General features: G+C 52.9%; 24 protein-coding genes and 1 tRNA gene. 15 read left to right on the top strand and 10 right to left on the bottom strand.

From position 1 onward, the window contains the following. The first annotated feature begins 1 nt into the window (after position 1). Complete coding sequence (locus ABFZ83_RS13680; RefSeq protein WP_411817110.1) at positions 2–1,522, top strand: glucosyltransferase domain-containing protein; 1,521 nt, start codon at positions 2–4, stop codon at positions 1,520–1,522. A gap of 152 nt (positions 1,523–1,674) precedes the next feature. On the opposite strand, the gene ABFZ83_RS13675 is transcribed toward ABFZ83_RS13680, so the two are convergent. Beyond that, positions 1,675–1,748, bottom strand: a tRNA-Gly gene (locus ABFZ83_RS13675). A 276-nt stretch (positions 1,749–2,024) separates the two neighbouring features. Between ABFZ83_RS13675 and ABFZ83_RS13670 the strand changes: the two genes are divergently transcribed. From ABFZ83_RS13670 to ABFZ83_RS13660, 3 genes are all read left to right on the top strand, one after another. Then, positions 2,025–2,864 (top strand): lipid-binding SYLF domain-containing protein, encoded by an 840-nt coding sequence (locus ABFZ83_RS13670; RefSeq protein ID WP_411817109.1) that lies wholly within the window; start codon positions 2,025–2,027, stop codon positions 2,862–2,864. Positions 2,865–2,969: 105 nt separating this feature from the next. Continuing rightward, positions 2,970–3,902: a radical SAM protein gene (locus ABFZ83_RS13665; protein WP_411817108.1), complete on the top strand. Its 933-nt coding sequence runs from the start codon at positions 2,970–2,972 to the stop codon at positions 3,900–3,902. A 30-nt stretch (positions 3,903–3,932) separates the two neighbouring features. Beyond that, the gene (locus tag ABFZ83_RS13660; RefSeq protein ID WP_411817107.1) at positions 3,933–4,592 is read left to right on the top strand and encodes a DUF938 domain-containing protein; all 660 of its coding nucleotides are present in this window, start codon (positions 3,933–3,935) and stop codon (positions 4,590–4,592) included. Positions 4,593–4,767: 175 nt separating this feature from the next. Here the strand turns inward: ABFZ83_RS13660 and ABFZ83_RS13655 are convergent, their stop codons facing one another. Together ABFZ83_RS13655 and sugE are read right to left on the bottom strand one after the other, a co-directional pair. Continuing rightward, positions 4,768–5,040 carry a hypothetical protein gene (locus tag ABFZ83_RS13655; protein WP_411817106.1) on the bottom strand — a complete coding sequence of 91 codons (273 nt, stop codon included), beginning with the start codon at positions 5,038–5,040 and terminating at the stop codon, positions 4,768–4,770. A gap of 190 nt (positions 5,041–5,230) precedes the next feature. Next, positions 5,231–5,551 (bottom strand): quaternary ammonium compound efflux SMR transporter SugE, encoded by a 321-nt coding sequence (sugE, locus tag ABFZ83_RS13650; protein WP_411817105.1) that lies wholly within the window; start codon positions 5,549–5,551, stop codon positions 5,231–5,233. A gap of 336 nt (positions 5,552–5,887) precedes the next feature. Between sugE and ABFZ83_RS13645 the strand changes: the two genes are divergently transcribed. Together ABFZ83_RS13645 and ABFZ83_RS13640 are read left to right on the top strand one after the other, a co-directional pair. Next, a complete protein-coding gene (locus ABFZ83_RS13645) occupies positions 5,888–7,147 on the top strand; it encodes an MFS transporter (protein WP_411817104.1) in 1,260 nt (419 codons plus the stop codon). A gap of 35 nt (positions 7,148–7,182) precedes the next feature. Beyond that, complete coding sequence (locus ABFZ83_RS13640; protein WP_411817103.1) at positions 7,183–7,662, top strand: nuclear transport factor 2 family protein; 480 nt, start codon at positions 7,183–7,185, stop codon at positions 7,660–7,662. Here ABFZ83_RS13640 and ABFZ83_RS13635 read toward each other — a convergent pair. Then, positions 7,659–8,750: a 2'-deoxycytidine 5'-triphosphate deaminase gene (locus ABFZ83_RS13635; RefSeq protein WP_411817102.1), complete on the bottom strand. Its 1,092-nt coding sequence runs from the start codon at positions 8,748–8,750 to the stop codon at positions 7,659–7,661. The two genes, ABFZ83_RS13640 and ABFZ83_RS13635, sit on opposite strands and share 4 nt — an antisense overlap. A 62-nt stretch (positions 8,751–8,812) precedes the next feature. Here ABFZ83_RS13635 and apaG point away from each other — a divergent pair, with 62 nt between their 5' ends. The 3 genes from apaG to ABFZ83_RS13620 all read left to right on the top strand — a co-directional run bounded on the left by apaG (position 8,813) and on the right by ABFZ83_RS13620 (position 12,847). Next, positions 8,813–9,346, top strand: a complete 534-nt coding sequence (gene apaG, locus ABFZ83_RS13630) for a Co2+/Mg2+ efflux protein ApaG (RefSeq protein ID WP_411817101.1) — start codon at positions 8,813–8,815, stop codon at positions 9,344–9,346. Positions 9,347–9,412: 66 nt separating this feature from the next. Next, positions 9,413–10,888: a TrkH family potassium uptake protein gene (locus ABFZ83_RS13625; protein WP_411817100.1), complete on the top strand. Its 1,476-nt coding sequence runs from the start codon at positions 9,413–9,415 to the stop codon at positions 10,886–10,888. 618 nt (positions 10,889–11,506) lie between these two features. Beyond that, a complete protein-coding gene (locus ABFZ83_RS13620; RefSeq protein WP_411817099.1) occupies positions 11,507–12,847 on the top strand; it encodes a reverse transcriptase domain-containing protein in 1,341 nt (446 codons plus the stop codon). A gap of 14 nt (positions 12,848–12,861) precedes the next feature. On the opposite strand, the gene ABFZ83_RS13615 is transcribed toward ABFZ83_RS13620, so the two are convergent. Next, complete coding sequence (locus ABFZ83_RS13615; protein ID WP_411817098.1) at positions 12,862–13,725, bottom strand: neutral zinc metallopeptidase; 864 nt, start codon at positions 13,723–13,725, stop codon at positions 12,862–12,864. 145 nt (positions 13,726–13,870) lie between these two features. On the opposite strand from ABFZ83_RS13615, the gene ABFZ83_RS13610 reads away from it, so the two are divergent. Further along, the gene (locus ABFZ83_RS13610) at positions 13,871–15,217 is read left to right on the top strand and encodes a hypothetical protein (protein ID WP_411817097.1); all 1,347 of its coding nucleotides are present in this window, start codon (positions 13,871–13,873) and stop codon (positions 15,215–15,217) included. Between the two features lie 100 nt (positions 15,218–15,317). Here ABFZ83_RS13610 and ABFZ83_RS13605 read toward each other — a convergent pair whose 3' ends face one another. The 3 genes from ABFZ83_RS13605 to ABFZ83_RS13595 all read right to left on the bottom strand — a co-directional run bounded on the left by ABFZ83_RS13605 (position 15,318) and on the right by ABFZ83_RS13595 (position 18,847). Continuing rightward, positions 15,318–17,744 (bottom strand): TonB-dependent receptor, encoded by a 2,427-nt coding sequence (locus ABFZ83_RS13605; protein WP_411817096.1) that lies wholly within the window; start codon positions 17,742–17,744, stop codon positions 15,318–15,320. 316 nt (positions 17,745–18,060) lie between these two features. After that, positions 18,061–18,513, bottom strand: a complete 453-nt coding sequence (locus tag ABFZ83_RS13600) for a thermonuclease family protein (RefSeq protein ID WP_411817095.1) — start codon at positions 18,511–18,513, stop codon at positions 18,061–18,063. A gap of 133 nt (positions 18,514–18,646) precedes the next feature. Then, positions 18,647–18,847 (bottom strand): DUF1674 domain-containing protein, encoded by a 201-nt coding sequence (locus tag ABFZ83_RS13595; RefSeq protein ID WP_411817094.1) that lies wholly within the window; start codon positions 18,845–18,847, stop codon positions 18,647–18,649. Positions 18,848–18,926: 79 nt separating this feature from the next. Between ABFZ83_RS13595 and htpX the strand changes: the two genes are divergently transcribed. Continuing rightward, complete coding sequence (gene htpX, locus ABFZ83_RS13590; protein ID WP_411817093.1) at positions 18,927–19,844, top strand: zinc metalloprotease HtpX; 918 nt, start codon at positions 18,927–18,929, stop codon at positions 19,842–19,844. On the opposite strand, the gene ABFZ83_RS13585 is transcribed toward htpX, so the two are convergent. Then, entirely contained in the window at positions 19,841–20,872 is a 1,032-nt protein-coding gene (locus ABFZ83_RS13585) for a glycosyltransferase family 2 protein (protein ID WP_411817092.1), read from the bottom strand. The two genes, htpX and ABFZ83_RS13585, sit on opposite strands and share 4 nt — an antisense overlap. Positions 20,873–20,976: 104 nt before the next feature. Between ABFZ83_RS13585 and ABFZ83_RS13580 the strand changes: the two genes are divergently transcribed. The 4 genes from ABFZ83_RS13580 to ABFZ83_RS13565 are packed head-to-tail and all read left to right on the top strand — an operon-like array spanning position 20,977 to position 25,580. After that, the gene (locus tag ABFZ83_RS13580; protein ID WP_411817091.1) at positions 20,977–22,104 is read left to right on the top strand and encodes a glycosyltransferase; all 1,128 of its coding nucleotides are present in this window, start codon (positions 20,977–20,979) and stop codon (positions 22,102–22,104) included. Between the two features lie 2 nt (positions 22,105–22,106). After that, on the top strand, positions 22,107–23,159 hold the full coding sequence (locus ABFZ83_RS13575) for a glycosyltransferase family 2 protein (RefSeq protein ID WP_411817090.1): 1,053 nt from the start codon (positions 22,107–22,109) through the stop codon (positions 23,157–23,159). Then, the gene (locus ABFZ83_RS13570; protein WP_411817089.1) at positions 23,159–24,247 is read left to right on the top strand and encodes a glycosyltransferase family 2 protein; all 1,089 of its coding nucleotides are present in this window, start codon (positions 23,159–23,161) and stop codon (positions 24,245–24,247) included. Before ABFZ83_RS13575 ends, ABFZ83_RS13570 begins: the two co-directional genes overlap by 1 nt. Before the next feature lies 1 nt (position 24,248). Further along, positions 24,249–25,580: an oligosaccharide flippase family protein gene (locus ABFZ83_RS13565; RefSeq protein WP_411817088.1), complete on the top strand. Its 1,332-nt coding sequence runs from the start codon at positions 24,249–24,251 to the stop codon at positions 25,578–25,580. 5 nt (positions 25,581–25,585) lie between these two features. Here ABFZ83_RS13565 and ABFZ83_RS13560 read toward each other — a convergent pair whose 3' ends face one another. After that, a complete protein-coding gene (locus tag ABFZ83_RS13560) occupies positions 25,586–26,449 on the bottom strand; it encodes a glycosyltransferase family 2 protein (protein WP_411817087.1) in 864 nt (287 codons plus the stop codon). Positions 26,450–26,519 lie beyond the last annotated feature (70 nt).

Here is a 26,519-nt window from a genome sequence, read left to right as displayed (position 1 = left end):
TATGCTGAACAATCGCTTTTTCAATGATCCCGTGCGGCAGATTGCAGCCGCTTGGACATTCGGCCTCTCCTTCCTCGCATATTTCATTTTCATCGCGCAGCACCTGATTGGAAATCACGCATTACGAATGCCGTGGCTGCATCCAAGAGAGCAGATCGGAAACGGGCGCTGGCTCGGGCCGATTATTGGCCACCTGCATTACGACGCGGATGTTCCGGTGTTTATGCCGCTTATCAGTATCATTATTGGTATTGCTGCCGTTTGGCTGGCGAGCCGATTATGGCGCACCCAGAACTCGATAAGCGTCAACGTTATCGTGTTCTCCTTCGTGATGCTTTTCCCAACAAATTTGGCGCTTTTTTACTACACCTTCATGACGCCGATCTTCTTTATACCGTGGGTTTTTGCGGCGCTCGCAGTATTGATTGTTGACCGCTTTAGCATCTGGCGAATTGTCGTTGGAGCCGTTTGCGTTCTGCTCATGATGGCGAGCTATCAATCTGCGCTCAGCGTTTTAGGCGTGCTGATACTTACCCGATTGATCATCACACTCATGGAAACACCAACAGATCAATCGTCGGCGCTCTTCAAAAAAGAAGCGCAGATAATTGCTGCCCAAGGGATCGCGGTTATCTTGGGCGGGATCGCCTATATAATATCGCTGGATATTACCGGCGCGCCAACATCACAAAGCCTCGAATTCAGCTCCCTACAAGCGTTTATCGATCACGTAAAAACTATATCCGTTGAGGCTTTCCGGCATTTATGGATCACCCAACCGGATATTCTGCGGCCACTGAAATACGCATTGCTTGGCCTTTTGATCGCAGCGATCTTGCTTTCGGTCTGGCGCGCAAGAAAAACGCCCGTAAGAGCACTAATCATTTTGCTGTTGTGGCCATTCGTAATTCTGGCAACGAAAGCCGTGTTTTTCGTAGCGGACCCTGCGGGTAATTTATATGAGTATCGGTACAACCCCGGCCTCGGCTTTCTTCATGCGTTCAGTGCATGTATTATATTGAAATCGTTGTTCCGTCCGGGATTGGGCAAAATGACGGCCTATGTAGTATTCGGCGTTTTCCTCACGACGATGATGCAAGCTGACCTTGTTCGGCAACATGTTCTTCAACGCGGTCAAACCCATGATTTGGCGATCGCAAACCGCGTATTGATGCGCATAGAAACCCTCGACGAATTTGATGCAACCAAAACCTATGACCTCATCCGCGTAGGCCACTATTCCCGATTCCGCGCCAATTTGTTCCGTAAGGAAGGCCGGAAAATTGATCGCGGCGGCGATGGACATATGGATTATGGCGAGATCACCGACCGCTGGATCGATGAAGACGTATTCCGTCTTCTTGGGGCACGAATTAAATTCAAGCACAAAACAACCGATCCACAATTCTCTAAAAAGATAAAAGAAGTTCGTGAGAGCGGCATTCTAAACGAACGAAAACCATGGCCACATGAAAGCTCTGTGTTTATCCATAACGATCGCATCATTGTTTACATGCAATGATCGTGAGGTAAGACACCGACTCCTAATGGCGCAATAACTCCGTATACGCACTTTGCCTGATGCGCGGCGGCATACCGCCCAATGGGTTCGCAGCCTCGTAGATCGCCGCGCCAATGCGCCGGAAAATCATCTCTTGTCCGCCTCGATGGAACTGGAGCGGGTGAAGGGAATCGAACCCTCGTCGTAAGCTTGGGAAGCTTCTGCTCTACCATTGAGCTACACCCGCATAGGCATCGCCTGCATCTTTGCATTTGCCGAGATGAGGCAATCTTGACCTTTGAATATGATGCGCGGGGCGATAAAAAGGTCAAGATGGGCAATTTAAGCCGATACGGAGCCGAAAGGGTCTCGACGTAGCGAGCAAATCTCACCAAGAATTCATGTTGAGAACGCGTCATTGCCATCTTTCGGCCAGCGCGAACACTATTATGTATGCGCCGCGAGAGCGGTTTCCGATCAGATGCGCGCATTGCGCCGGTCGGCTTAGGAAAGGAGGCCAGAAATGATTGCATGGCTTATGAGGACTCGGATTTTTACGATTTTTAGCGCGGTTCTGGCGACCGTGATGATGGCGGCTGTGCCGGCCACTGCGAAACCTAAAGCGGAAAAAGCGGCGGAATTGGTTGTAAAGGCTGCGGATACGGTCACGTATTTCTCCAATGACAGCGCCTACGAGCCGCTCTGGTCTGCGGCGGATGACGCCAAGGCGATGGTGATTATTCCGCGCTCATTGCGCGGCGGCTTTATTGTTGGCGCATCGGGCGGCAATGCCGTGATGGTGGCGCGGAACCCGGATGGCAGTTGGTCTGAACCAACATTCTTTACGGTCGGATCGCTCTCCTTTGGTTTTCAAGCTGGTATCGAAGGTTCTGAAACGATCCTTCTTGTGATGACCCAACGGGGCATGGAGCACTTGCTCTCGACCACTGTGAAACTTGGCGCAGACCTTTCCGTTGCGGCCGGCACGATCGGCGCAGGCGCAAAAGCGCAAACCGTAGACGTATTGGCCTTTTCGCGCTCTCGCGGTCTTTATGGCGGCATCAGCCTTGAAGGCGCGGTTTTGAAATCGCGCGGCAGCTGGAACCGCGATTATTACCAAGCCAATGTGACGCCAGCCGATATTATCTATCGCGAAAAAGTATCGCAGCCGCGGTCGCAGGTGCTTCAGAAAGCGGTTTGGGCGCTTGCCCATCGCGACCAGCCCGGTGCCGAACCGACCATGATGGCCCCGGTGCAGCCGGCCCGCGTAGATCCGGTAACGGGCGAGCCATTGCCTGAGGATCCGGTTTATGAGGACGACGCGATTTATGGCGCGCCGCTCGCCCCGATTGAAGACAACTAAACAAGCGGTCTTTAACACTAAATTGATCCAAAAAGATGCGCCCGTCAGTTGATACTGGCGGGCGTTTTCGCGCATTCTGTTAGCAATTAAGTATCGAGGACCATAATGGCTGACGACATTGGCCAGCAATTTCAGCATCCTGACAAAACTGCGGATGGCAAACAACGCGCCGAGATCACCTTTACCGGGCTTGAAACCCTGTGGATCAATACCGGTACGCTTTGCAATGTTGAATGCGAACATTGCTATATTGAATCGTCCCCGAACAATGACCGGCTTTCTTATATCCGCGCCGATGAAATAGCGCCTTTCCTTATGGAGGCGAAAAAGATGAACGCGAAAGAGATCGGCTTTACCGGCGGCGAGCCCTTCATGAACCCGGAAATGGGCACCATGTTGCAGCTTTCTCTCGATCATGGGTTTCAGGTTTTGGTCCTTACCAATGCGATGCGCCCGATGATGCGGCCCAGAGTAAAAAGCCAATTGCTGGCGTTGAAGGAATCCTATGGCAATGCCCTCTCGCTTCGTATCAGCATCGATCATTACACACGCACCGGCCATGATCAGGAACGCGGCACCGGCGCATTCGACGCCACACTCACCGGCATCAAATGGCTTTTTGAAAACGGGTTTGCCGTATCGGTCGCCGGCCGCGGGCTTACTGGCGAAACGGAAAGCCAATTACGCGCGGGCTTTGCGGACCTATTTCGAAAACAGGACTTGTCGCTTGATGCAGACGACCCTGCGGCACTCATCCTGTTTCCGGAAATGGACGACGAAGAGGCAGTTCCGGAAATCACCACCGAATGCTGGGGCATACTGAACAAATCACCGGCTTCGATTATGTGTTCGTCATCGCGCATGTTGGTAAAGCGTAAAGACGCGCAAACGCCGATTGTACTTTCTTGCACATTACTCCCCTATGACGAACAATTTGAGATGGGCGAAACGCTGAACGCCGCTAGCGGCCCTGTGAAACTCAACCACCCTTTCTGCGCCCAGTTCTGTGTTCTGGGCGGGGCCAGTTGCTCCGGATAGGACCGTATACGCCGAACAAGGATTTTCTTTATGACGGACAACCAGAAAAATAAAATTGCCCTTGAGAACCGAGCGGAAGACGGAAACAAACTGTATTCTCCGTCAACCGCGCGAAACCGCGACCCTATCCGCGATGTGTTTTTAAAGTTCATGCCGCTTGAGGGAAAAATATTAGAGATTGGTGGCGGTACCGGTGAACACGCCATCCATATTGCGAGCAAATTGCCGAATGTTGTGTGGCACACGGGCGATCCCGACGAGACATCGCGCGCTTCAATTGCGGCCTGGATCAAGGATGCGGGTCTCTCCAACGTTAAAGGTCCGCACTCGATCGATGTGCGCGCCGAGGATTGGGGCATCGAAACGGAAGCGCCCTTTGATGGCCTTGTTTCAATCAACATGATTCACATTGCGCCCTTCACCGCCGCAGAAGGTTTGTTCGCGGGTGCACAGAGAATTCTCGCACCTGCGGGAAAGTTTTTTCTGTATGGGCCTTTTTCTAAAGGCGGTATTCATATATCGCCCTCTAATGAAGCATTCGACCAGAGCCTGAAATCGCGCGATCCGCGCTGGGGCGTCCGAGATATCGATGCGGATTTATTGCCTTTGGCCAAGAAAAACGGGCTTATTCTGCAAGAGGCTGTGGAAATGCCGGCAAATAATCTTTCCCTTATCTTTAGGAAATCCTGACAAGCGATTGAAATTGCTGATCTGTATTTCCCCGCCCTTCCCTGTGCGGATATTGTGGAAAATAAAGATTCGACGACCCCCGATAAATTTGTATCCTGATCATGTTTCACGGCTCTATCGACAATTCGTTTTACTTACCTAGAAGCGGGTTGGACGGGCAAAATGAAATGATACGCTAACCGGGTGCTGCGCTCAGCTTCATACCGGTAAGCAAAGCAAAGGTGAGCTTTGTGCGATCTGCCGGACCTGAGCAGTCCGTCCCCGTACGGAGGGTCGAAAGCCCCACCGCAAACAGGGAGCTGACATCATCGTGCGCAGCGGCGCAAGCTGCGGATCGATGGGCGACACCAACGTCTTGCGATGGCGCAAGCCATAACAGGAAAGAAGTGACGCCGGTCTGAAGGACGAAATTATACGGACGTGGTGAAACACGAATGTCGGCAACCACGACCCGGAAATTACGCCCGCAGGATCTAGTGGATGAAAGCGAAAGTGGAAACGGTTTCGTTTAACAACCACACTGAAGAGCATTCGAGTTCTCACTGGATTGGGGTGTGCTTCAGATTTTTTCGCGAAAGCGGAAAGAAAGGGCGTCGCGAAAGCGTCGCCCTTTTTCGTTTTAACCTGAACCCAAAACCTCAGCTCGCGGTGAAAAGCTTTAACCCAACGATGCCCGTAACGATCAGCGCCACACAGAATAGGCGCGCGATGTCGGCCTGCTCGGCGAAAAAGATTATTCCGAATATCACCGTGCCTATGGTGCCGATCCCCGTCCACACCGCATAGGCCGTCCCGAGCGGTAAGCTGCGCAAGGCCAGCCCGAGCAACGCCATACTGATGACCATCGCGGCGACTGTTCCCAATGTGGGCCAGAGCCGCGTAAATCCTTCGGTATACTTCAGGCCCACCGCCCAACCGACTTCGAACAACCCAGCCAAAACAAGAATCAACCAAGCCACGCCCTATCTCCTGCGTTAGCGATAGGGTCGTCCCCATCAATTTTTTGGATAAACACCGGGTCGTCCCGGGCACCGGAGATCTGGCGCTTTCATTATCAATTTTCAAGTCAGCCAGCCGCCGCAATGCATTACCAAAAATCATAAAACGAACTCTTTCAATGAACGTGGTTTTGAAGCATATGCCCAAACGACAATGCGTGGATAAGTTCGCGCGCGGCACCTTCTTTACATTGCGATAAATTCGACAAGTGGTTGAAACCATGTGGATTATATGCACTGCCTATGGCCACACCCGCGACTTGACGTAACGCGCAACGACACAGCTGAGAGAGCCAAATGGCCAAAATGATCCGCATTCTTTCCGCGCTTTTGATCGCATCATTCTTTTTGATCAGCGGAAACGGCCTACAAGGCACGCTTCTCTCTGTGCGCGGTGATCTTGAGGAATTTTCGCTACTCCTCATCGGTATGTTGATGTCCGCTTATTATGTGGGCTTCATTGCGGGCTGCCAGTATGCGCCGCGAATGGTCAAGCGCGCCGGTCATATCCGAACCTTTACGGCGCTTGCCTCGATCGCCTCGGCAGCCGCGATCGCCTATGCACTCGCGGCGGAACCGGTCTTCTGGATCGGCCTTCGGATTGTAACGGGCTTTGCGCTGGCGGGCCTTTATATGATCATCGAAAGCTGGATCAACGAAACAGCGACCAATGACAATCGCGGTCGCATTTTGGCGGTTTATCGCATCGTCGATTTGGGTGCACTGACAATCGGCCAGGCGCTATTGGCCGCGGCCGATCCGGCGGCATTCACCCTGTTTGCCTTTGTGTCGATTTTGATCTCGCTCGCGCTAGTTCCGGTCGCCATGACGACCACGAGCCAGCCCAAACCCATTGCCAACACGGAACTCAATCTTTCAAAGCTGTTTCGCATATCACCGCTTGCAGCGTCAGGGTGCCTGTCCGCAGGCGCAGCCAATGGTGCCTTCTGGGCAGTCGGTGCCGTTTATGTGACGCATATCGGGTACAGTATTGATACGGTCGCAATTTTCATGTCGACCGTCGTTGTGGCGGGCGCAATCTCGCAATGGCCTATTGGCCTTTTGTCTGACCAGATCGACCGACGGCTTGTGATAATTGTGGTTTCAATGGCTTGCGCCGCGAGCGGGATTTTGCTGGCGATGACCGGCGGAAATTCCCTGCAGGCGCTGTTGATTGGTGCAATTTGTTTCGGCTTTAGCGGCATGCCGATTTTTGGCCTGTCCGTTGCGCATGCAAATGACCGCGCCGAACCCCACGAATATGTCACGCTCGCGGCTGGCTTGCTTTTGCTTTATGGCGTTGGTGCCGTCGCGGGACCAATGCTCGCAACATTAGCCATGAGCCAGTTCGGGGCGCAGACTTTGTTCGGCCATACCTCTGCAATTTATGTTGCGCTTGCGCTGTTTGGTTTGTTCCGCCTACTGGTAAGCGACCGCCCCTCTCGAAAACAGCGCGAGGACTTTGTGGCTGTACCGCGCACCTCGCCAATGGTGTTTGAAATTGATCCGCGCGGGGAAGACGAAGAAGAAACACCTTCCCCTGCCACCCACTCCTAGTGTAGTCTTTTCGTAATTTCATAACGGGGGATAGAATGAAAAAATCCATTATCGCAACATGCGCAGTGTTTGGCCTTGCCGCATGCGCGAATGAAACAACAGAAACGACTGATAATAACAACGCCAAAGAAGCCGTTGAAACGGTTTATAATGGCTTTGCCACTGGCGACATACCAATGGCGATCAGCACCATGGCCGAAGATGTTGAATGGCGCGAAGCCGAAGGTAATCCCTATGCGGATAATAACCCATATGTCGGCACCGATGCTATTATCACCGGATTGTTTGCGCGGCTTGGCGGCGAATGGGATAGCTTTGCCGCGGTGCCGTCAGAATTTGTAGTCGATGGCGATCGTGTCGTCGTGTTTGGGCGCTATACGGGTACCTATCTCGGCACCGGCGAAGCACTGGACGCACCCTTTGCCCATGCGTGGACGGTCAAGGACGGAAAAATCGTCAGCTATCAACAATACACGGATACTGCTGAACATGTCGCGGTCATGAGCGCGGATTAAGCCGACCGAAAATGTTTCGATAGTTTCAGGCCCTGCCCCTGATAATTCGACTTCACCGCCGCGCCATAGAGGTTTTGCGGTCGCTCGGCCATGCGCTCATAAACAAGTCTGGCCACCAATTGCCCGTCCTCCAAAACGAAGGGCGCGTCATGGCTGCGGACTTCCAAGACCCCGCGCGAGCCATTGGTGCCGTCCGCGGACCATCCAAAGCCGGGATCGAAAAAGCCCGCATAATGAACCCGAAATTCGCCCAGACCGGGGCTAATGGGCGTCATCTCCGCCGCGTAATCGGGCGGGATCGCAAGGGCCTCTTTGGACGCAAGGATATAAAACTCATCGGGATCAAGAATGATAAACCCGGATGATGGTTGGGTAATCGGCTCGAAAAAGTCATTCGGATCAAGCGCGCCGACCTTATCGATATCAATCAGCGCGGAATGTCTGCGCGCGCGCCAACCGATCATGCCGTCCTCAGCGGTCAAGGCAACGGACAGACCGAGACCATCCATAATGTCTGCTGCGCCATCGACCAAAGGCGTTTCCTTATGAAGGGCCGCGAGCGCCCGGTCATCCAGCAGGCAATCACCGACCTTCAAACGCAATTGATTAAGGCTAGAGCCCTGACGCGCCAGAATGGAAAATGTCCGTGGGCTGATTTCCGCATAAAGCGGCCCATTATAGCCCGCAGGGATTTCATCAAACGCAGCGCCATAATCAGTCACGAGGCGGACAAATACATCAATCCGCCCGGTTGAGCTTTTTGGATTTGCGGCCCCTTCAACCGTAGGCGGCAAGGCGAGACGTTCGTTCAACTCAACGAGATAAACACAGCCGCGCTCAAAGACAGCGCCATCAGAAAGATCAATCGCCTGCATAGCGAGGCCGTCATCAATCCTCGCCTTAACCGTGCGCGCCCGCGAGGGAAGAAATGACGCGCGGACACGCCATGCGCGCGCACCCAATGTCAGATCGAGACTGGCAGGTTGTAGCCTTGCGCGATCACCGCCAGTAATCACGCCCGCTTCCATGAGCTGGGCAATCGATTCCGCGGGCAATACCCCATTACCGAGAGTCAATTGGTTCACCATTCCTTCCGTTTGCCCGCACATCTGCGCCTTGGCAAGAGAGCTTGGCCCAGAACGTGTAGCAAATGACCGGTTTTCCCCGCCTCGTTGAATATGCATCGGGTCACTGGCGCTTCGTTGCGATGCAGCTTAGATTGCTCAAAAAAGAGGACAAAAAGATGGAATTGCAAGGTGGCGCAATGGCGAGGGGAGATCGCAGCGACCAGGATTATGAGCGCGTAACGCGGGGCATACGCGTGAGCGTCAGCCCGCATTATCTGGATGATCAATCAGATCCGGATGAACCGCGCTATGTCTGGGCCTACACCGTGCGCATCAACAACGAATCAGAACGGGTCGTACAGCTTCGCACGCGCTATTGGCGGATTACCGATTCGCGCGGCGTGACCGATATCGTCGCCGGTGACGGTGTCGTCGGTGAACAGCCGGTGATTCGCCCGGGCGAAGGATTCGAATATACCTCTGGCGCGCCGCTTTCGACGCCGTCCGGCGTGATGGTCGGCACCTATGGCATGGAAACCACGGATGGCGAGGTCTTTGACGTGGATATCCCGGCCTTCTCACTCGACAGTCCGCATGAAATGCGCCAAATCCATTAACGGGTGGTCACTATAACGGCGCACCATAATGACCCCCGCGCCTGATACATGTGACGAGCGCAATACATGCTAAATTTTCGTCCCATCTTTCTGGTTATGGGCGTGCTGATCGCGGCACTCGGGTTATTCATGTTGATCCCCATGACCGCGGATTTGCTGTCGCCAGACCCGGTGCACCGCGCTGACTGGTCGGCTTTCGCGATTGGCGCTGTTGTTTCTATCATGATTGGCGGCGGCGCAGCCGCAGCGAGCTGGGGCAATATCGATACGATTGGCCTGCGCGAAGGCTTTTTGCTCACCACCGCAACATGGGTTGCGCTCGTGGCGTTTTCCGCCGTTCCGTTTGCGCTCGGCGGTCTAGAGCTTGGCTATGTGGATGCGTTTTTCGAAGCCATGTCCGGCCTGACCACCACCGGCGCAACGGTTGTAAACGGTCTTGATGATGCCCCGCCCGGCGCATTGTTGTGGCGGTCCATGCTGCAATGGCTTGGCGGCGTCGGGATCATCATTATGGCTTTTGCCGTAACGCCAGCGCTCAAGATCGGCGGGATGCAGCTTTTCAAAACCGAAGCGTGGGATACGTCTGAGAAATTCATCGCCAATGCGACGAATTATTCGATCTCGCTCAGCATGATCTACATTTTTTTCACGGCGCTCTGTTTCTTGATGTTCTGGGCTTTTGGCATGAGCCCGTTTGACGCGATCAACCACGCCCTGACCACGATCTCGACCGGCGGGTTTTCAACGCGCGATTCTTCGCTTGGGGCTTTCCTGACCCAAGGGCGCGCACCGCTGGACCTGGTGGTCACTGTGTTTATGCTGATCGGGTCACTCCCCTTCGGGATTTTTCTGGCGGCGCTTTTGCGCGGCGCGTGGAAACGCCTTTTCACGGATAGCCAGATTCAATTCTTTATCGTCATGGTCGCGATCCTGACCATGACCGCCATGCTGGTGGTGATGAACGCTTTTGAGGATATGGACCTGTTTACGGCGTTCCGCCTGTCGGTTTTTAACGTCACCTCAATCGTGACCGGAACCGGCTACGCCACGACCGATTACGGCGTATGGGGGCCGTTCTCCATCGCCTTCTTTTTCTGCATCATGTTTATCGGCGGCTGCGCGGGATCAACCTCCTGCGGGATGAAAGTGTTCCGCCTGCAAGTCGCCTTTGCCGCATTGGTTGTGTACGCTAAACGCCTGGCCCATCCCAGCGGGGTATTCGTTGCACGCTATAATCAACGTCCGTTGACGGATGATGTTTTCGTTTCGGTCCTTAGCTTCTTTTTTGTTTATTTTGCGACCTTCGCAACACTGGCTCTGATCCTCGCGGGATTGGGGCTTGATACGCTGACGGCGATTTCTTCGGCTGGAACCTCGGTCGCGAATGTCGGCCCCGGCCTTGGCGAGATCGTTGGCCCCTCCGGCAATTTCGCCACCCTGCCCGACGCCGCAAAGCTCGCCATGTCGGTTGGCATGCTCCTTGGGCGGCTAGAGTTCTTTACGGTTCTTGTCTTGATCGCACCCAGCTTCTGGCGGGGTTAGGGGCGAATACAACCTATAATTACTGAAAAAAATCCATGTATACTCTTGTAATACTCTACCCACACCTTACCTAACAGCCGTCTTTGATCGGTTCGAAGCCGACAGTGGAGCTCGATATAGCTACGCGCCTCGACTTTCGGATTGGTCACGCAGCAGTTGCAGTAGCATCTGAGGCGTCTGTGGACACAACGATTATGTGCACAGAGGATGGCCGACACTCGACCGAAGTTTATGATGCTGTGAATACAATGACTACCTGTCACCCTTCGGCAGCAAGTAAGCTTTCAAATCGGCGGGGCGGTCGCGACGGTTTAGCACTTGACATTGCCAAAAACCAGATATCATGGACGGTGAAGAAATGTGCAGACCTGAACATAAAAACCGGAAGCGATTTTCCGGATTCCCGGCGTTGTTTGTCTTATCTTCGCCGCAGTATCTTTGATCGGTTCGAAGCCGACAGTGGAGCTCGATATAGCTACGCGCCTCGACTTTCGGATTGGTCACGCAGCAGTTGCAGTAGCATCTGAGGCGTCTGTGGACACAACGATTATGTGCACAGAGGATAGGTTACACGGTTCGGTCGGGTGATGTATTAGCGAAGGGAACCCGCACCAAGAAATGACACATAAAACTCTCTACCAAGAGGTCCGGGCTGAGCAAAACATATTCTCTGCATGGCGGCACGTAAAACGGAGTGCGTTATCGTCTAAAGACGTCAAAATAAAAAGTGCGGCGGCAGAATTCGAACACCAGCACCAAAAATACCTGAGAAAAATAATAATTGAGCTTCGTACAGAATGTTTTGTATTTGACAAAAATATCGGCGTTCTCAAAGACAAGAAGAAGAGAGAACGGCAGGGAAAAAAGCCTCGTCCAATCTCAATCGGAACAATCAGAAATCGCGTTGTTGAAAGAGCAATTTTACAAATCTTACAGCCCCGAAAAGTCACGAACCCACGAGACCCATACTCAAAATCTGAAATCAAGCATGATCCGAGGCTTGGCAATCTAAATGATGTTAGCAGATCTCGTTTTGGTGTTGGCGGACTTATGGCACCGTATGGCGGTGTTCAACCAGCGATAAAACTTGCGATGAAGGCAATGGGGGGTGGAGCAACTGATTATTACCAATCAGATATCGCCTCATTTTTTACCGACATTCCGGTCGAACCCGTACTTTCGATAATTAAACAAGAAACCAAAGACGAAAAACTTCTTAAACTGATTAGCGACGCCCTAAATATTAGCCTCAGTAATGCTGGCGAACTAGGAGCAGATGCCGCACTTTTCCCGTCAAACGGGGTAGGCGTTGCGCAAGGCTCATCTCTCTCGGCCTTCGCTGGCAATGTACTACTTTTCGACCTTGATCACCAAATTAACAACCTTGATGTAACCGCCATTAGGTATATCGACGATCTGCTAATCATTTCGAAATCCGCTACCTCACTGAAACAGGCGATAAAAGTAGCCGAAGAAGGTCTGAAAGCATTTGGGTTTTCTTTATATTCTCCCGACAAAGATCCGAATAAGGCGTCAAAAGGAAAATGCGAAAACGGATTAAATTTCTTAGGGTGTCGAATTGAACCGGGAAAATGCGTCCCCACGGACAAAAATATTACGGATTTAACAAAGGAAATAAACTCAATACTAAAAGAATCTAAAAGCGCGATTTCGACATTTGTAAAATCCTCCTCTCTTAGACCTTATTCTATTGACAAAGGCAAAGCACACGGAGCCACGATCGACAAAATTGGAAAGAAGCTATATGGTTGGCAGAAATCATTTGGCTTCTGCACTGATCCACAATCCTTCAAAACAGTGGATCGAAAAATTCAAAAACACATTACCGAATATGATCATTGGGTACGCAGAAAATTGAAAAACCAATCTAAAGAAGCACAGATGAGTATTTTGGGAATACCAAGTACAGAACACCTCTTTTTAAATCAATCTAAGTGATTACAACACTCCCCTTACCCAAACGTGTCACACCGACTTACATCGCCATAGCGATAGCCGGTGGTGAACCATTCCTGGCGCTGTTGTGACGTACCATGCGTAAAGCTTTCGGGCGTGACGCGGCGGCCCGCATTGCGCTGTAGCGTATCATCGCCAATGGCCTCTGCGGCGCGCAGGCCCTCTTCGATATCGCCTTCTTCAAGGATATTACTGGTGCGGTCCGCATAATGGGCCCAGACCCCGGCGTAACAATCGGCTTGAAGTTCCATTTTTACCTGAAGCGCATTGGCTTCGGCCTCGCTGCGGGCGCGCTGTTGGGCGCTGCGGACCTGATTTGAGATACCGGTTACGGTTTGAACATGGTGGCCGACCTCGTGCGCGATCACATAGGCCGCCGCAAAATCACCGGGTGCGCCAAAGCGCTGGGCCAGCTCGTTGAAAAACGACGTATCAAGATAAACCTGCTTGTCGCCGGGGCAATAAAACGGCCCCGATGCCGCAGAGGCATAACCGCAGGCCGACGTTACGCTGCCGGAAAACAGAACCAATGTCGGCTCTGGGTAGTCATTTCGACCGAAAAGCTGTGACCACACATCTTCGGTTTCCGCCAGAATGACCCGCACGAAACGCGAGGTATCATCATCGGCGGGGGCTGCGCGCTGGGTTGATACGGGCTGCCCACCCAGCAGGGAAACCGGGTTCACCCCGACCATATAAAGCCCAAGGCCCACCACCGCGAGCAACATGACCCCGCGAATACCAAATCGCCCGACCACAAAGCGCAACACCATGAAAATAATGCCGGCCCCGCCCGCGGCGGCCGCGCCGCGCCGATCATCTACATTGGCGCTTTCCCGCCGTCCTTGCCATTTTACCATGCTGGGGTCTCCCTGAATTAACCATGAATAAGCCGGAAAACCCCAACAATGTCGAGGGTTCCCGGCACGGCATTCGCACTACTTGACTCTGCCCATTAGGCATAGGAGTTTCAGGCCCGTAGGGTACATGATCGGGGGATCACACATGTTTGGTTCTGGGGACGCCACACGGCTAGCGGCTGGATTATTGACCGCAGCTCTATTTGGTGCCGCCATCGCTTGGCCAAATGCCGGAACGCGCGTCGTTGAACGCGCCGGGGAACTGGCTGCCGATACTCTCTCGCGCGCAGAAGGCGCACCCATGGCCGAACGGCTATGCGCGATTGGCGAGCCCGCTTTTTCTGGCCCCTTTGCGAATATTGACGACGTTCTTAGCGTTTCGCCCCTTGGCGGCGTGACCGCACCCGGCGAAATTTTGCCCGCGCCCTATATCCGCATCAATACGAGGTCGGGCGATAAGGCGTTTGAGCGCCGCATGACCAATGCCCTCGCCCCGGCCAAGGCCGATATTGTCGCCATTGAACGCCGCATCTTGCGCGATCCCTATGGCCGCGCATTGGGCCCGTCATGGACGGTTCATTTCCGGTCGTGTGAGAAGATTTCGTTTTATTACGACCGGCTCGATCAGATCGACCCTGACCTGCTGGCGCGGGTCGGCGGCTTGCGCGCCTTCACCGAAGTGGGGTCGCCCGATCACCTGGCGATCAAGAGCACCCTTCGGGTCAATACCGGTGATGTCATCGGGTCGAGCGACGGTTTCGATGTCGGGCTGCACGATCTTAACGCTACACCAGCGCCAATGGCGCGCCCCGAACGCTACCGGACAGATTCATTTGCGCGCGCTGAGGTTTTTGATGTCGCGCCGGATCTTTTGGCGACCATCAACCTAGATACGGCCCGCGCGCGCTGCGCGATTGATTACCTGCCGCGCGGTTTAAAAGACAATTGGGCGAATAAACTTGGCGATAGCTGGGGCATCCGCCGCGCCAAGGGCGAAAATGCCTGCCGCGCCGCTTTGGTTGATACGCCCGGCACCGCGCAAGGGGCGTGGTTCACTGACGCGGCGCATAATGCAGCCACAACAAAGGTGAGTGCGATTGCGCTTTCGCCCGATGCGATTGATCCGGACCGGTTGATCTTTGCCCTTCATGGCAAGCTAACCTCGCTGACCGCATCCCTTCTTTATCCCGTCAAGACAATGGGCGCGGAAACCAATAGTGAAATCCCAACCGACTTTTTGTCATTCACCAAGGGTGATGGCCGGATCAATGTGCCATTTGCGGAGATCAACGATCATTCGCCTTATTGCTATCAGCGCCTTCGATCGAACTTTATCGGCCCACTGATGAATGGCGTTATCCTGTTGCAGCGGCAGGAAAGCAAAAACGGTCAGGAGCTTTTAAAGATCGAAGCGCGCGGTGACGTAACATCCTGCATCGATCTCGAAGAACCTTGGTCCTTTACCGGCAACGAGACTGTTTTTTACCGATAAGCCTAAAATCAAAGGGCGGCACATTTTCATGTACCGCCCAGACAGGTTAAGTTTTTATTGCGCCTCTTTGGGCGCGGTTTTTTGCGTTGAGCGTTTCCCCTTAGAACCTAACCTGTGCCTGTACCCAAAGCGTCCGGCCTTGGCTGAAGAACGAGTAATTCCCCTTCGCGCCGAAGGTCGATCCCGCCAGCGGCAAGTCACCGCCATATTGCAGGACCTGTTTGTCGGTAAGGTTCTTCGCCAGCAGGGCTAGGTCCCAACCGCCATTCTCCGGCCCAATGCCCAACCGCATATTCAAAGTCGCATAGGCGTCCTGCACCAATGCGGGGTCATAGGTCGATGAAGCGTCATACTCGCTCGTATAGAAAAGGTCCGTCACATAAGACAGCTCATATCCGTTAAAGACCGGATAGTGCAGGTCTGCGGTGAGAACACCTTGGAACTCTGAAACAAGCTGATTTGAATTACCGGTATAGTCACACAATTCCGGAATATTATCACCGGTCAGATCAACATCCGGCGTCCGACCAAAATAGCACTGGCCATTTCTGAAGTCCGTGAATTCAAAGTCCGTATACGCCGCACTACCGGATAGGGTAAAGAAGTCCGTGACCGCCCAGCGACCATCAACTTCAACACCCATGATTTCTGCGGCGGCGGCATTACCGACATTAAAGCCGAGAACCCCGTCAAAGATCGAGATCTGCAGGTCTTCGAACTTGGTATAGAATGCCGCGAAGTTAATCTCGGCTGTGTTGCCGATGCTTAGCTTGCCGCCCACTTCATAATTGGTCGCCTGCTCATCGCCGAATTGGAAGGCATCTGCCAATGTTGGCGACACGAGCTTATTGTTAGCGCGGAAATCAAACCCGCCACTCTTATAACCGCGTGCCCAGCTTGCGTATAACAGCAAGTCGTCGGTCGCATCGAACACCAGTTTAATGTCCGGCGAGAAGCGCGTTTCTTTTAACGAACCGGCAACCGGAAGCTCGCCAAGCGTCGAGATGAAAAACGCACCTGTTGGGCCAAGATTGGCCAGGTTCGTCGACGTAATCCCGAACAGATTTGCATAGACCAATGGTGCACCGAACTGCGCCATCGATAGCGGCTGGAAGTCAAGATCGACGATAGAAAGCGTCCGTGTACCGTCTTTTTTCTCATGACTCAGACGGCCGCCAAGTTGCAGTTCAATTCGGTCCATTGGCCGTAGATTGACCTGCGCAAAGGCAGAGTAAATATCGCCATCGGTCGTAGCTTGACGAGACGCCTGTGTATCCGGGACGAGATTACCGGCACCCGGCGACACCGCATTAATGGCCGGAACAAGAATTGAATTTGCCGGCACTGCGATTTGGTCGAAATAGTCGTGATCACTCGTTTGCCAATAAAGCCCGGCAACGAAATCATAGTGATCATAAACAGGCGACGTGACCCGCAGCTCTGAACTCCACTGCGTATATTCTTCTTGTAGGAGCGCGTCGAAAACAACGGCACCAGTAAAGTCACAATCACACAGCTCGTTATAATCGAAATTCTGATAGGCAGTTGTTGACCGAATTTCGAAATCACCGGCATCCCATGTCAGGGCTGCACTATAAGTGGTGGTGTCATTATAGCTGAAATCACCGTTCGAGCTGCGCTTACCATCAAAGGTGGTGTTTAGAACCGTCGGCGATGCCCCAAATCCACCGGCCAGAATTTGCGAGAAGGTCAAACCATTGAACGGTCCCGGCGCAATCGATGGCTGCTCGCCGATCACTTCGATATGACGCCCCATTACGTCAAATTCGCCAATTTCCGCCTTGAACAAAGCCTGGAAATTATCCGCCAGATCAATTTCGACCTGACCACGAATGAGCCAGTCTTCGCGTTGCGGTTCCATCCGGTCGAGGGTCAGGTTTTCGACATATCCGTTTGCGTCGCGATAGCGACCAGAAAGGCGCATGCGAATACGATCCGTAATCGGACCAGATACGGCTCCCTCAAGAATATATTCCTCGTCCATAAATTCATATGAACCAAGGAAATACCCTTCAAATTCTTCTGTTGGTTTTGCCGTGGTGATATTCAACGCACCAGCAACAGCGTTCTTGCCGAACAAAATTGCCTGTGGTCCACGCAAAACCTCAACCCGCTCTAGGTCTAGAAATGGCGAACGCGTTTGTTGCGCGCGCGGATAGTGAACACCATCAATATAAGTAGCGACAGATTGTTCAAACGCCTGGTTGATGCCTGAACCAATACCGCGAATGAAAAGGTTCGTGGCGATACCTGTTTCCGTCATCGTGAAGTTCGGGACGAGGAACTGAAGGTCTTCAGACTTTTGAATTCCTGTCTCCGTAATCTTTTCTGCCGGCAGCGCAGAAAGCGAGATCGGTGTATCTTGCAATCCTTTTGCGCGCGACTGCGCGGTAACAACGATCTGATCAAGCTGTGCCATTGCTGGCGTTATTGCTTGCGCTGTAATCGCGCCACCGATCAGTGATGATGAAACAAGTAACCGCTTTGCGAAAGTGGTTTTCGCCATAGTAACCCTCCCATTAGGCAACCGGCACAGCACGACATTCGTCTTTAGCGTCACGCCGGTGGTCGCCGTCCATATTCGAACGCTTTTATTGCGCCCGTTAATGCGGCCCACCCTAACCCAATTAACATGCGGTCGCACCGGGTAATTTCGGATTTACGGGCCAAAACACGGGTCAGTGTAAATATTGATCCGTGACTGGATCATTTTCGCAACGCTTATCTCTTTCGCAGCGCAACAAATAATTTAGAATGTTTGTTCAAAGACTAATTGGAACAGATGTTCAAAATTGTTCCGATATTATAGCGACAAGCTCGTCTTATTGCGTGCACCAATTACCGCGCTTACCGCGATAGGCAAGTCCTGCCGCAACCAAAGCGTCACCAAGATTGTTGCCATCAACTTCTATGCGCGCAACAACACGGCCCGCATATTTCCCGCGCTGAATATCCATTAGATCCGCAATACCCCCGGATAGAAATTCTTCAGCAAACGCTTTTGCACGGCCAGCCAACTGACGTTCGGCGGCGCATTTCGGCCGGAATAATTCCGGCGCATCAATACCGGCGACACGGACCGAAATCAGAACCTCCTGATCGAGCCAAATGCCCACGCGCATCTTCACGGTATCGCCATCGACTACGCGCTCCACGACGCCGCTTGCCGTGCCGGCAAATTCCGCCGCTGACGCGGTGACTGAAAACAGCAGCAATACAATTACCACCAATGGTTGTGCGGTCCCTCTCATACACCAAATATAGAATGTTGCCATTTTGTTCTCAAGCAGAAATTTACGCCACCCTTGAAAAGAAAAGCAAACATCAATGGCCCCAGCGCCGCTAAAGAGCGGCGGGACCACGAATACAGATGAGGGAAAACTGACCTTTGAGCGTTATCCGCGGCGATCAGAAATCGATCGCGCGTCCGCCCTTCTCCCAATCGCCGAAACGGGTCGGCTCTTCCCCTTTCGGGCCATTAATCTCCTTAGGGAGCGCCTTTGCTTTCGCCGCCTTGCGGCGTTCTTCAGCCTCAGCAAGCGCACGTTGCGCCGCTGGCGGCAGGTCCTGTCGCGAAGAGGTCGGTTTGTTCGAAGTGTCATCGTTCATATTGAATGCCATGTTTTCCAAACACATATATGACGCGCATTCGCGATTTTCCAGTAACCCAGAAAAGGATCATGATTAGATGAACACCCTTCGGACCGGCATGTTGCTCGCGGCCCTGACCGCGCTTTTTATGGGCATTGGTTATTTGCTGGGTGGCGGGTTTGGGATCGTCATCGCCTTTTTGGTCGCGGCGGCCACTAATCTCTATGCTTATTGGAATTCCGACAAAATGGTCCTTCGGATGTATCGCGCCGAAGAGGTTGACGAAACCCATAGCTCGGGCGCGATCCGCCGCTATGCATCCATGGTTCGTCAACTCGCCATGAACGCGGATATGCCGCAACCAAAAGTTTACATTATCGAAAACCCGCAGCCGAATGCCTTTGCTACCGGGCGAAATCCGCAAAACGCAGCGGTCGCGGCCACAACCGGGCTTTTGCGCATTCTCGACGAAAGAGAGCTTGCGGGCGTGATGGCGCATGAGCTTGCCCATGTCAGAAATCGTGACACGCTGACCATGACCGTTACCGCAACCATCGCTGGTGCCATCACCATGCTCGCGAATTTTGCGCTTTTCTTTGGCGGAAATCGTAACAATGCCGGCGGGTTAATCGGATCAATCGCCATAATGATCTTTGCGCCAATGGCGGCTGCGCTCGTTCAAATGGCAATCAGCCGCGGCCGGGAATATGAAGCGGACCGTATTGGTGCAGAAATATGCGGCCATCCGGAATGGCTCGCCTCTGCGCTTGCAAAAATATCAAATGGCGCGGCGCAAATTCCGAATGATGTGGCAGAGCGCCATCCTGAAACCGGCCAGCTCATGATCATCAATCCGCTCTCAGGTCAGGGACGCGACAACCTTTTCTCGACCCATCCGGATACGCAAAACAGAATCGATGCGTTGATGGCGATGACCGATCGGCCGACAGGCGTAAGGCTCAACCCGGATGGGCCCTCACCAGTTGAGGCCGCACGGAAAGGCCCGTGGGGTTAACCGCCGACACGCGATTTTAGCGCGCTAAGTTCGTCGCGGATTTTCTGCGCCGGAAAACGCTTTCTAGCAGCTGTTTTGTCGGCTTCCATCGCATATTCGATCTTGCGCACGCGTTCGAGCGTCAATTCAAGAAGCTGCCGGTTATAGGCAACGAGATCTGCGATGAGCGCAAACATCGCAGAGATCGCCCCCATCAACATCAGAACGCCGCCAATAATCAGTGATTGGATCATCCCTGATCCGTCGCCAGCAAAGAAATGGATCAAGAACCGCACTACCGGAACAGAACCGGCAAGCATCAGCAAAATGCCAAGCCCCGCAAAGATCCGAAGCGGTTCAAACATCGCATAGGCCCGCAGCATGGTTCGTCCGGTCCGCACCAAAAAATGCGGAATTGAACGGAACAGGCGCGAGGGCCGATCGACCTTATTCGTGCGTATCGGCACGGACGAAATGCGCAACCGTCGGCGCCCCGCCTGAATGATCGTTTCCGTCGTATAAGAAAAACTCGACCGTACTGTCAGCCCCAAGGCCGCATCGCGCGAGAAAGCCCGAAACCCACTCACCGCATCGGCCACTTCGGCGTTTGCGAGATTGCTGACAAACTGGCTGCCTAACTTTTGCAGCGCTTTTTTTGTTGGCGAGAAATGATCAATCGTTGCGGTTTGGCGATCGCCAACAACGATGTCCGCCCTATTATCCAATATAGGACGCACCAGCGCGGCAACGTCTTCACCCTTATACTGATTATCACCATCGGTGTTGACGATGATATCGGCCCCCAGTCGAAGCGCCGCATCAATCCCGCGCGTGAAACTCTGCGCGAGACCGCGATTGACCCCATTCGAGACAATATGATGCGCACCCGCCGCTTTTGCGACCGAAACCGTTTCATCGGTCGAGCCATCATCGATAATAAGAATCTCGATCTGGTCGATACCGTCTATGGCGCGCGGAAGCTCGTCGATTGTTTGCGCAATCGTTTCCGCCTCGTTCAGGCAAGGGATTTGAATAATCAAACGTGTCATGGCCGCGACCATGGCGCAAAATTCTTAAGGATTTACGCCGTCCCCAGCAGAAATCGCCGAAATTCTTAACGGCGCATAAACCATGCCCATAGCAAATAGAGCCCATGAAAATTGCGGTGATTGGCCCAGTTCCACCCTTCCGCAGCGGCATCGCCAGACACACGGCGGCGCTGACCGATGCCTTGCGCGCCTATGGCGAGGTCAATGTCTATTCATTTGCGCGGCAATATCCGCGTTTCCTCTTCCCCGGCGAGAACGACAAAGACGCTTCTGCGCGGATAGTCGATGCCGATTTCTGTATCGATACGATCAATCCGCTCACCTGGCATGGCGCGATAAAAAAGATCATTGCGGATCAGCCGGACATGGTTGTGATTCCCGCATGGACATTTTTTGTGGCTCCGTGCCTGCGCTATATCGCAGGCGGCCTGCGCAATCGCGGCGCCAATGTTGTTTCGATTGTTCATAACGCCGACGATCATGAAGCCTCGGCGTGGAAGAACTGGCTACTCAAAAAACAGATCAAAGCGGCTGACGGGATTGTCACCCATACGACGGCGCTGGCTAAGGCCTGCGAACGCATCAACAAAAACGCAAATATTTCTGTCTCGCCGCATCCGCTTTTTGACTACCCGGCGGCAACGGGTTCGCTCCCCCGCCGATCGAAGCTTGAGCTTTTGATGTTCGGCCTCATGCGCCCCTATAAGGGCGCAGACATTCTTGTGGACGCTTTAGCCCGGTGTAAACAACACGACATTCACCTTTCCATCGTGGGTGAATTTTGGTCCGGCGAACAGGAATTACGGGCGCTTATAAAATCCCATCATCTTGACGACCGCATCGAAATCATACCGCGCTATGTCGCCGATCAAGACGCTGCGGAGTTTTTCCACCGTGCCGATGTTGTTGTTCTTCCCTATACTGAAGTCACCGGGTCCGGTGTTGTGCCGGTGGCTTTCCACTATGGAAAGCCAGTCATTACGTCTGACCTCGAAGGCTTTCATGATCTTGTTCAGGAAAATGTCACTGGTTGGCGCGTCGCGCCCGGTGACCCGGATGCATTAGCAAGTGCCATAAAGGCCCGCGCCGAACAGAATGACGCAAACGACTTGCGCGCCGGGATCGCCGACATGTGCCGTTCCTTATCCTGGCCAGCCTTTGCGAAGAGCGTTGTCGGTGTCGCCCCATCGCATAACGTAAACTATAACTCTTTGGCCCTACAGGCGGGGTGACCATGGCATCAAGTCTCCAGAACCCGACTGTCAGTGTTGTGATGCCCGCCTTTAACGCAGAGCAATATTTCTATTCTGCGGCAGCGAGTATTCTCAATCAGGAATTCACTGACTTTGAATTCATCATCATTGATGATCATTCAACGGATCAGACAGAAACAATCTTGCGCGAATTGGCGGAGACGGACGATAGAATAAAAATCTATCGCAACCCGAAAAATATTGGTGTAGCGGCATCACTAAATTTTGGCATTACAACCGCCCGCGGCCAATATATCGCTCGCATGGATGCAGACGATATCTCGCTGCCGCAGCGCTTTTCAAAGCAAGTCGCATTTCTGGACGAAAACCCTGACTTTGTATTTGTTGGCACGGGCTATCAAATCATAGACGCGAAGGGACGCGTCACGCGGGCGGACGTTGAAGCAACTGAGAGTTGGGAATGCGAATGGATGTCGTTATTTCGCATGCCGATTATCCACCCTTCTATGATGATCCGGCGCTCAACATTAGCGGACATTCAAAAGCCCTACCAAAGCCAATATGACGGCGCAGAAGATTATGACCTTGTGCAACGGCTCCTGGCACAAGGCAAAGGCAAGGCGATTGACGACATTTGTTTTCAATACAGGATGCACGAGCAAAGCGTTTCAACAACACAAGCATCGCGCCAACGGGACATCGCGCGAAATTTGTGCGCGAGAGCGCTTATCAATCAGGACTTCACCCTATCCGAAGCGGAAATCGCACTTATTGCGAATTGCTTATATAACGGACCAGATCGCCAGGCCCATGATTTGGTTATTGTGCTTGATGCACTTCGAAAAATTGAAGGCGAATTTGCTCAGCGTTATCACCTCAACGCACGCGAAGAAAATCGCATCCGCGCGCTTTCTAGCCGCTGGCTTTTGCGCGCCGTCGCCAATGACAAAGAGCTAAAACCCTATTTGCAGGTGGCGCTGTCTTACCCTGCGGAAACCATTTCTCAAATCATCAATTATGGCCTTCGGCGTAGCTCCTTGCTTGGGCACCAGAAAAATCGGAGCGCCGCGTAATGAAAGGCAACCACCCTCATCCGCGTCAGCCTTTAATCAGTGTCGTGATGACCGTGATGAACGAGGTTCAATATATTCGCCTCGCGATTGAAAGTATTTTACAACAAAGCCTATCGGACTTTGAATTTATTATCATTGACGACGGGTCTACTGATGCAACGCCGGATATCCTTCGCGATTATGCAAATCGGGACACGCGGGTCCGTATTCTAACGAATGCGCCAAATCTCTCCGTTCCGAAAAGCGCTAATATCGGCATGTCTAACGCACGCGGTAAATATATCGCACGGATGGATGCTGATGACATTGCAATGCCCGAGCGATTCGCGCGGCAGGTAGACGCCCTAGAGCGAAATCCGGATATCGTTCTTGTGGGAACCGGCCATGAATTTATTGATGCTAAGGGCAATGTAAAATCCGTTCATCCACACGGGTCATCGACCCATATATTCGACTGGATCTCGATTTTTCGGCCGCCGCTTATACAATCATCAGCGATGTTTCGCCGGTCCGTGATCGAACAAGAAAACCTATATTACGACCACGGTTTTAATCGCGCTGCGGATTTCGAATTCTGGCATCGGCTTTTGCAGCATGGTCGCGGATGTGAAATTCCGGGGATATATGTTCAATACAGAACCCATGACCGTAATGTTTCGACCCGTTTTGCCACCAAACAGCATGAGGTTTGGCAGCGCGCTGCGATCTTAAATGCTTCTCGCCGGTTCCCGGCAATAGATGGTGATAAAATAAACGATACTTTTTGTTTTTTCCAAGCCATTGAGCGCCCAACGCCCACGACGATTGCCAACACCTTTGACTGCCTGTCACAGATGGAGGCGGTTTTCGCCGACCAGATGCAACTGAATACGCAACACCGTCACGAGTTAAAAAAAGTGATCGCGCGATCATTATTGACCGAAGCGCTCCGCGGCGGCGTCTTTACCGATCCGCAGACGGCGATGGTTTTCATTCGGAAAATTGGTCGACATTTTATTCCGCTTTCCCAAGTCGGAGCCGCCGCAATTGCCGGTCGTGTCTCTCGCCATTTGCCTGAGAGTGTAACGACGCGCGCGGCGGGCAATTAACATGGCCACGGCAATTCAATTCATCGAAAAATCTCACCGTATTCTACGCGGCCCGATCGCAAGCAGCGCCGCGATAACGACCCTATATCGGCTATTTAATATGGGGACGGGGTTCGTCATCGTCGCCATACTCGGCGCGAAGTTGGGCGGTGCCGGTTTTGGATATTTCTCGTTGGGCCTTGGCGTTGCGATGTTGATCGCTGCGGTTGTCCAATCGGGGATGGAGATTTTTCTCGTCCGGAATGTCGCGCGTTATGCGGCGCAATCGCAATGGTCTGAATTAAAAGGCGTCAGTAAATTTGCGCTGTCTATTGTTCTTGTGATCGCTGCATTGAGCGCGCTCTTCATAGCCGGCTCAATTCTATATCGCGGCATTTCGCATGATGATGCTTTATTCGAGGTCACGCTTGTTGGGTTTGCGATCGCCCCGATCATTTGCCTCAATAGTGTGGCCACATCTATCTTGCGTGGGCTGATGAAAATGGGCCGCGCCTATTTTCCGCAACTTGTGTTGGTGCAGTCCTGTCACCTTATTACAATTCTTTTTCTGCTTACCATTGATGCTTTAACACCACAAACAGCATTGATCAGTTTGGCGGCGGCATGGTCAGTTGCAACAATACTGAGCTGGATTTGGACATGGCAATATTGGCCAGAGAGCGGCAGAAAATCGCTATCGCAAATGTATATCGGAGACTGGTCCCGCAGCGCATTACTGTTATTGGCGGGCGGTGCTGTGGGCATCATGCTCGGGCGCATTGAAACGATTGCGCTCGCTCAATTTTCGACCCCTCTTCAAATTGGTTTGTTTGCATTTGCATTTCGCTTTGCGCAACTCGCGACCTTTCCCGGCTTCGCACTGGCGAGCGGGCTTGATCCGGTCGTGGCCACATTACATGCGAAAAACGATCACAAAACATTATCCGAGCGCGTCTTACTGGCCACGCGTTTATCCGTATTGGGGGCAGTGCTTATCAGTATCGCGATCGGTGCCGGTGCGCGGTTCATATTCCCAATCATCGCGCCAGAATTTATCAATGCAGTACCCGTGGTGATTATCTTGTCGATTGGCTTTACCATGCAGGCCGCAGCGGGTCGCCCATTTGCGGTTCTCTCCATCATGGGGCAGGAAAAAGTATCTGCAATCATCTGCACGATTGCTGCGATTATTGGACTTGTGCTCGTCTTTGTTATGGCCGCGAAATTTGGTGCCATCGGTGCCGCGATAGCAACCGCAATGATTATTGCCGCCACGCCAATGGCGCTTGCCTATACGCTTTGGCAACGAACAGGGATTCGGTGTGATCTATTGGCGTCGTTTGCTGCAAAATAAATTGATCAGCTGACCAACTTTTTCCGCGCATATCCCGCGGCATAGGGCGGTAAAATAAGGGGCAACAATGCCCAATCCCATAGGCCGGGTTTATGCGATGGGCTCGGCGTTCCGCCCGCTTGGGCGCGCGCCATACCCGCGAAATAGAGCCTTTTGGCGATCCAACCGAATTGACAGCGCTCCGGCAAAATCTGGTGATGGACGATCGCCTGTCCGCAATAAGTAATGCGGCCGCCTAGCGCGGTAATTCGCGCACATAGATCTGACTCTTCGCCGCTCAGCAATTTACCATCCCGCCGCCCGAAATCGGGGTCGAACTGCATTGCCGCCGGGAACAGCGACTTGTTGATACCAAAGCCAGCACCGACAACCCGATGGGTATCGATCATTTCATCACCCCAATCGAGCAACGAGTAGAGATCCGTCACGACACGGGAATTTGCGAGCAACGGCTTTTTTCCACGCCAGCGCGGCAATATCCGTGCGCCCACGATCGCCGCGCCTTCTCCTAGGCCCCTTGCCATTTCAAGCGCCCATGACGGCTCTGCGATCGCGTCACTATCGATGAAAAGAATGAAATCGTTTTGGCCTAATCGAATGCCGTCATTGCGTGCATGAGAGAGACCGCGTTCATCACAAGGAACGCAGCGGAACATGATATCTTGCGACGACAATTTTTCGACTTTTGCGGCGAAATCCTCGCGCCAATTTTGATCGAGGAAAATAACCTCACCAGCGACATTCTCTTGCTTTGCCAAGCTTGCAAGCGTTTCCATCACCAGCCAATCGGGCTCGCGAAAACGGGTCAGGGTGATCGAAACGGCAAAGGTCATCTTCGAGCTTTTGTTTGCGGTTTCTCTATTGTTCACGGGACTTCTTTACGGCTCGTTAACCACACATTCAGGGATGGCATTTATCTCTATTGCTGAACCAATCGGG

The sequence above is a fragment of the Hyphococcus formosus genome (assembly GCF_046736345.1).
GTDB classification, from domain to species: domain Bacteria; phylum Pseudomonadota; class Alphaproteobacteria; order Caulobacterales; family Parvularculaceae; genus Hyphococcus; species Hyphococcus formosus.
This window is presented reverse-complemented; position numbering and strand designations above follow the sequence as displayed.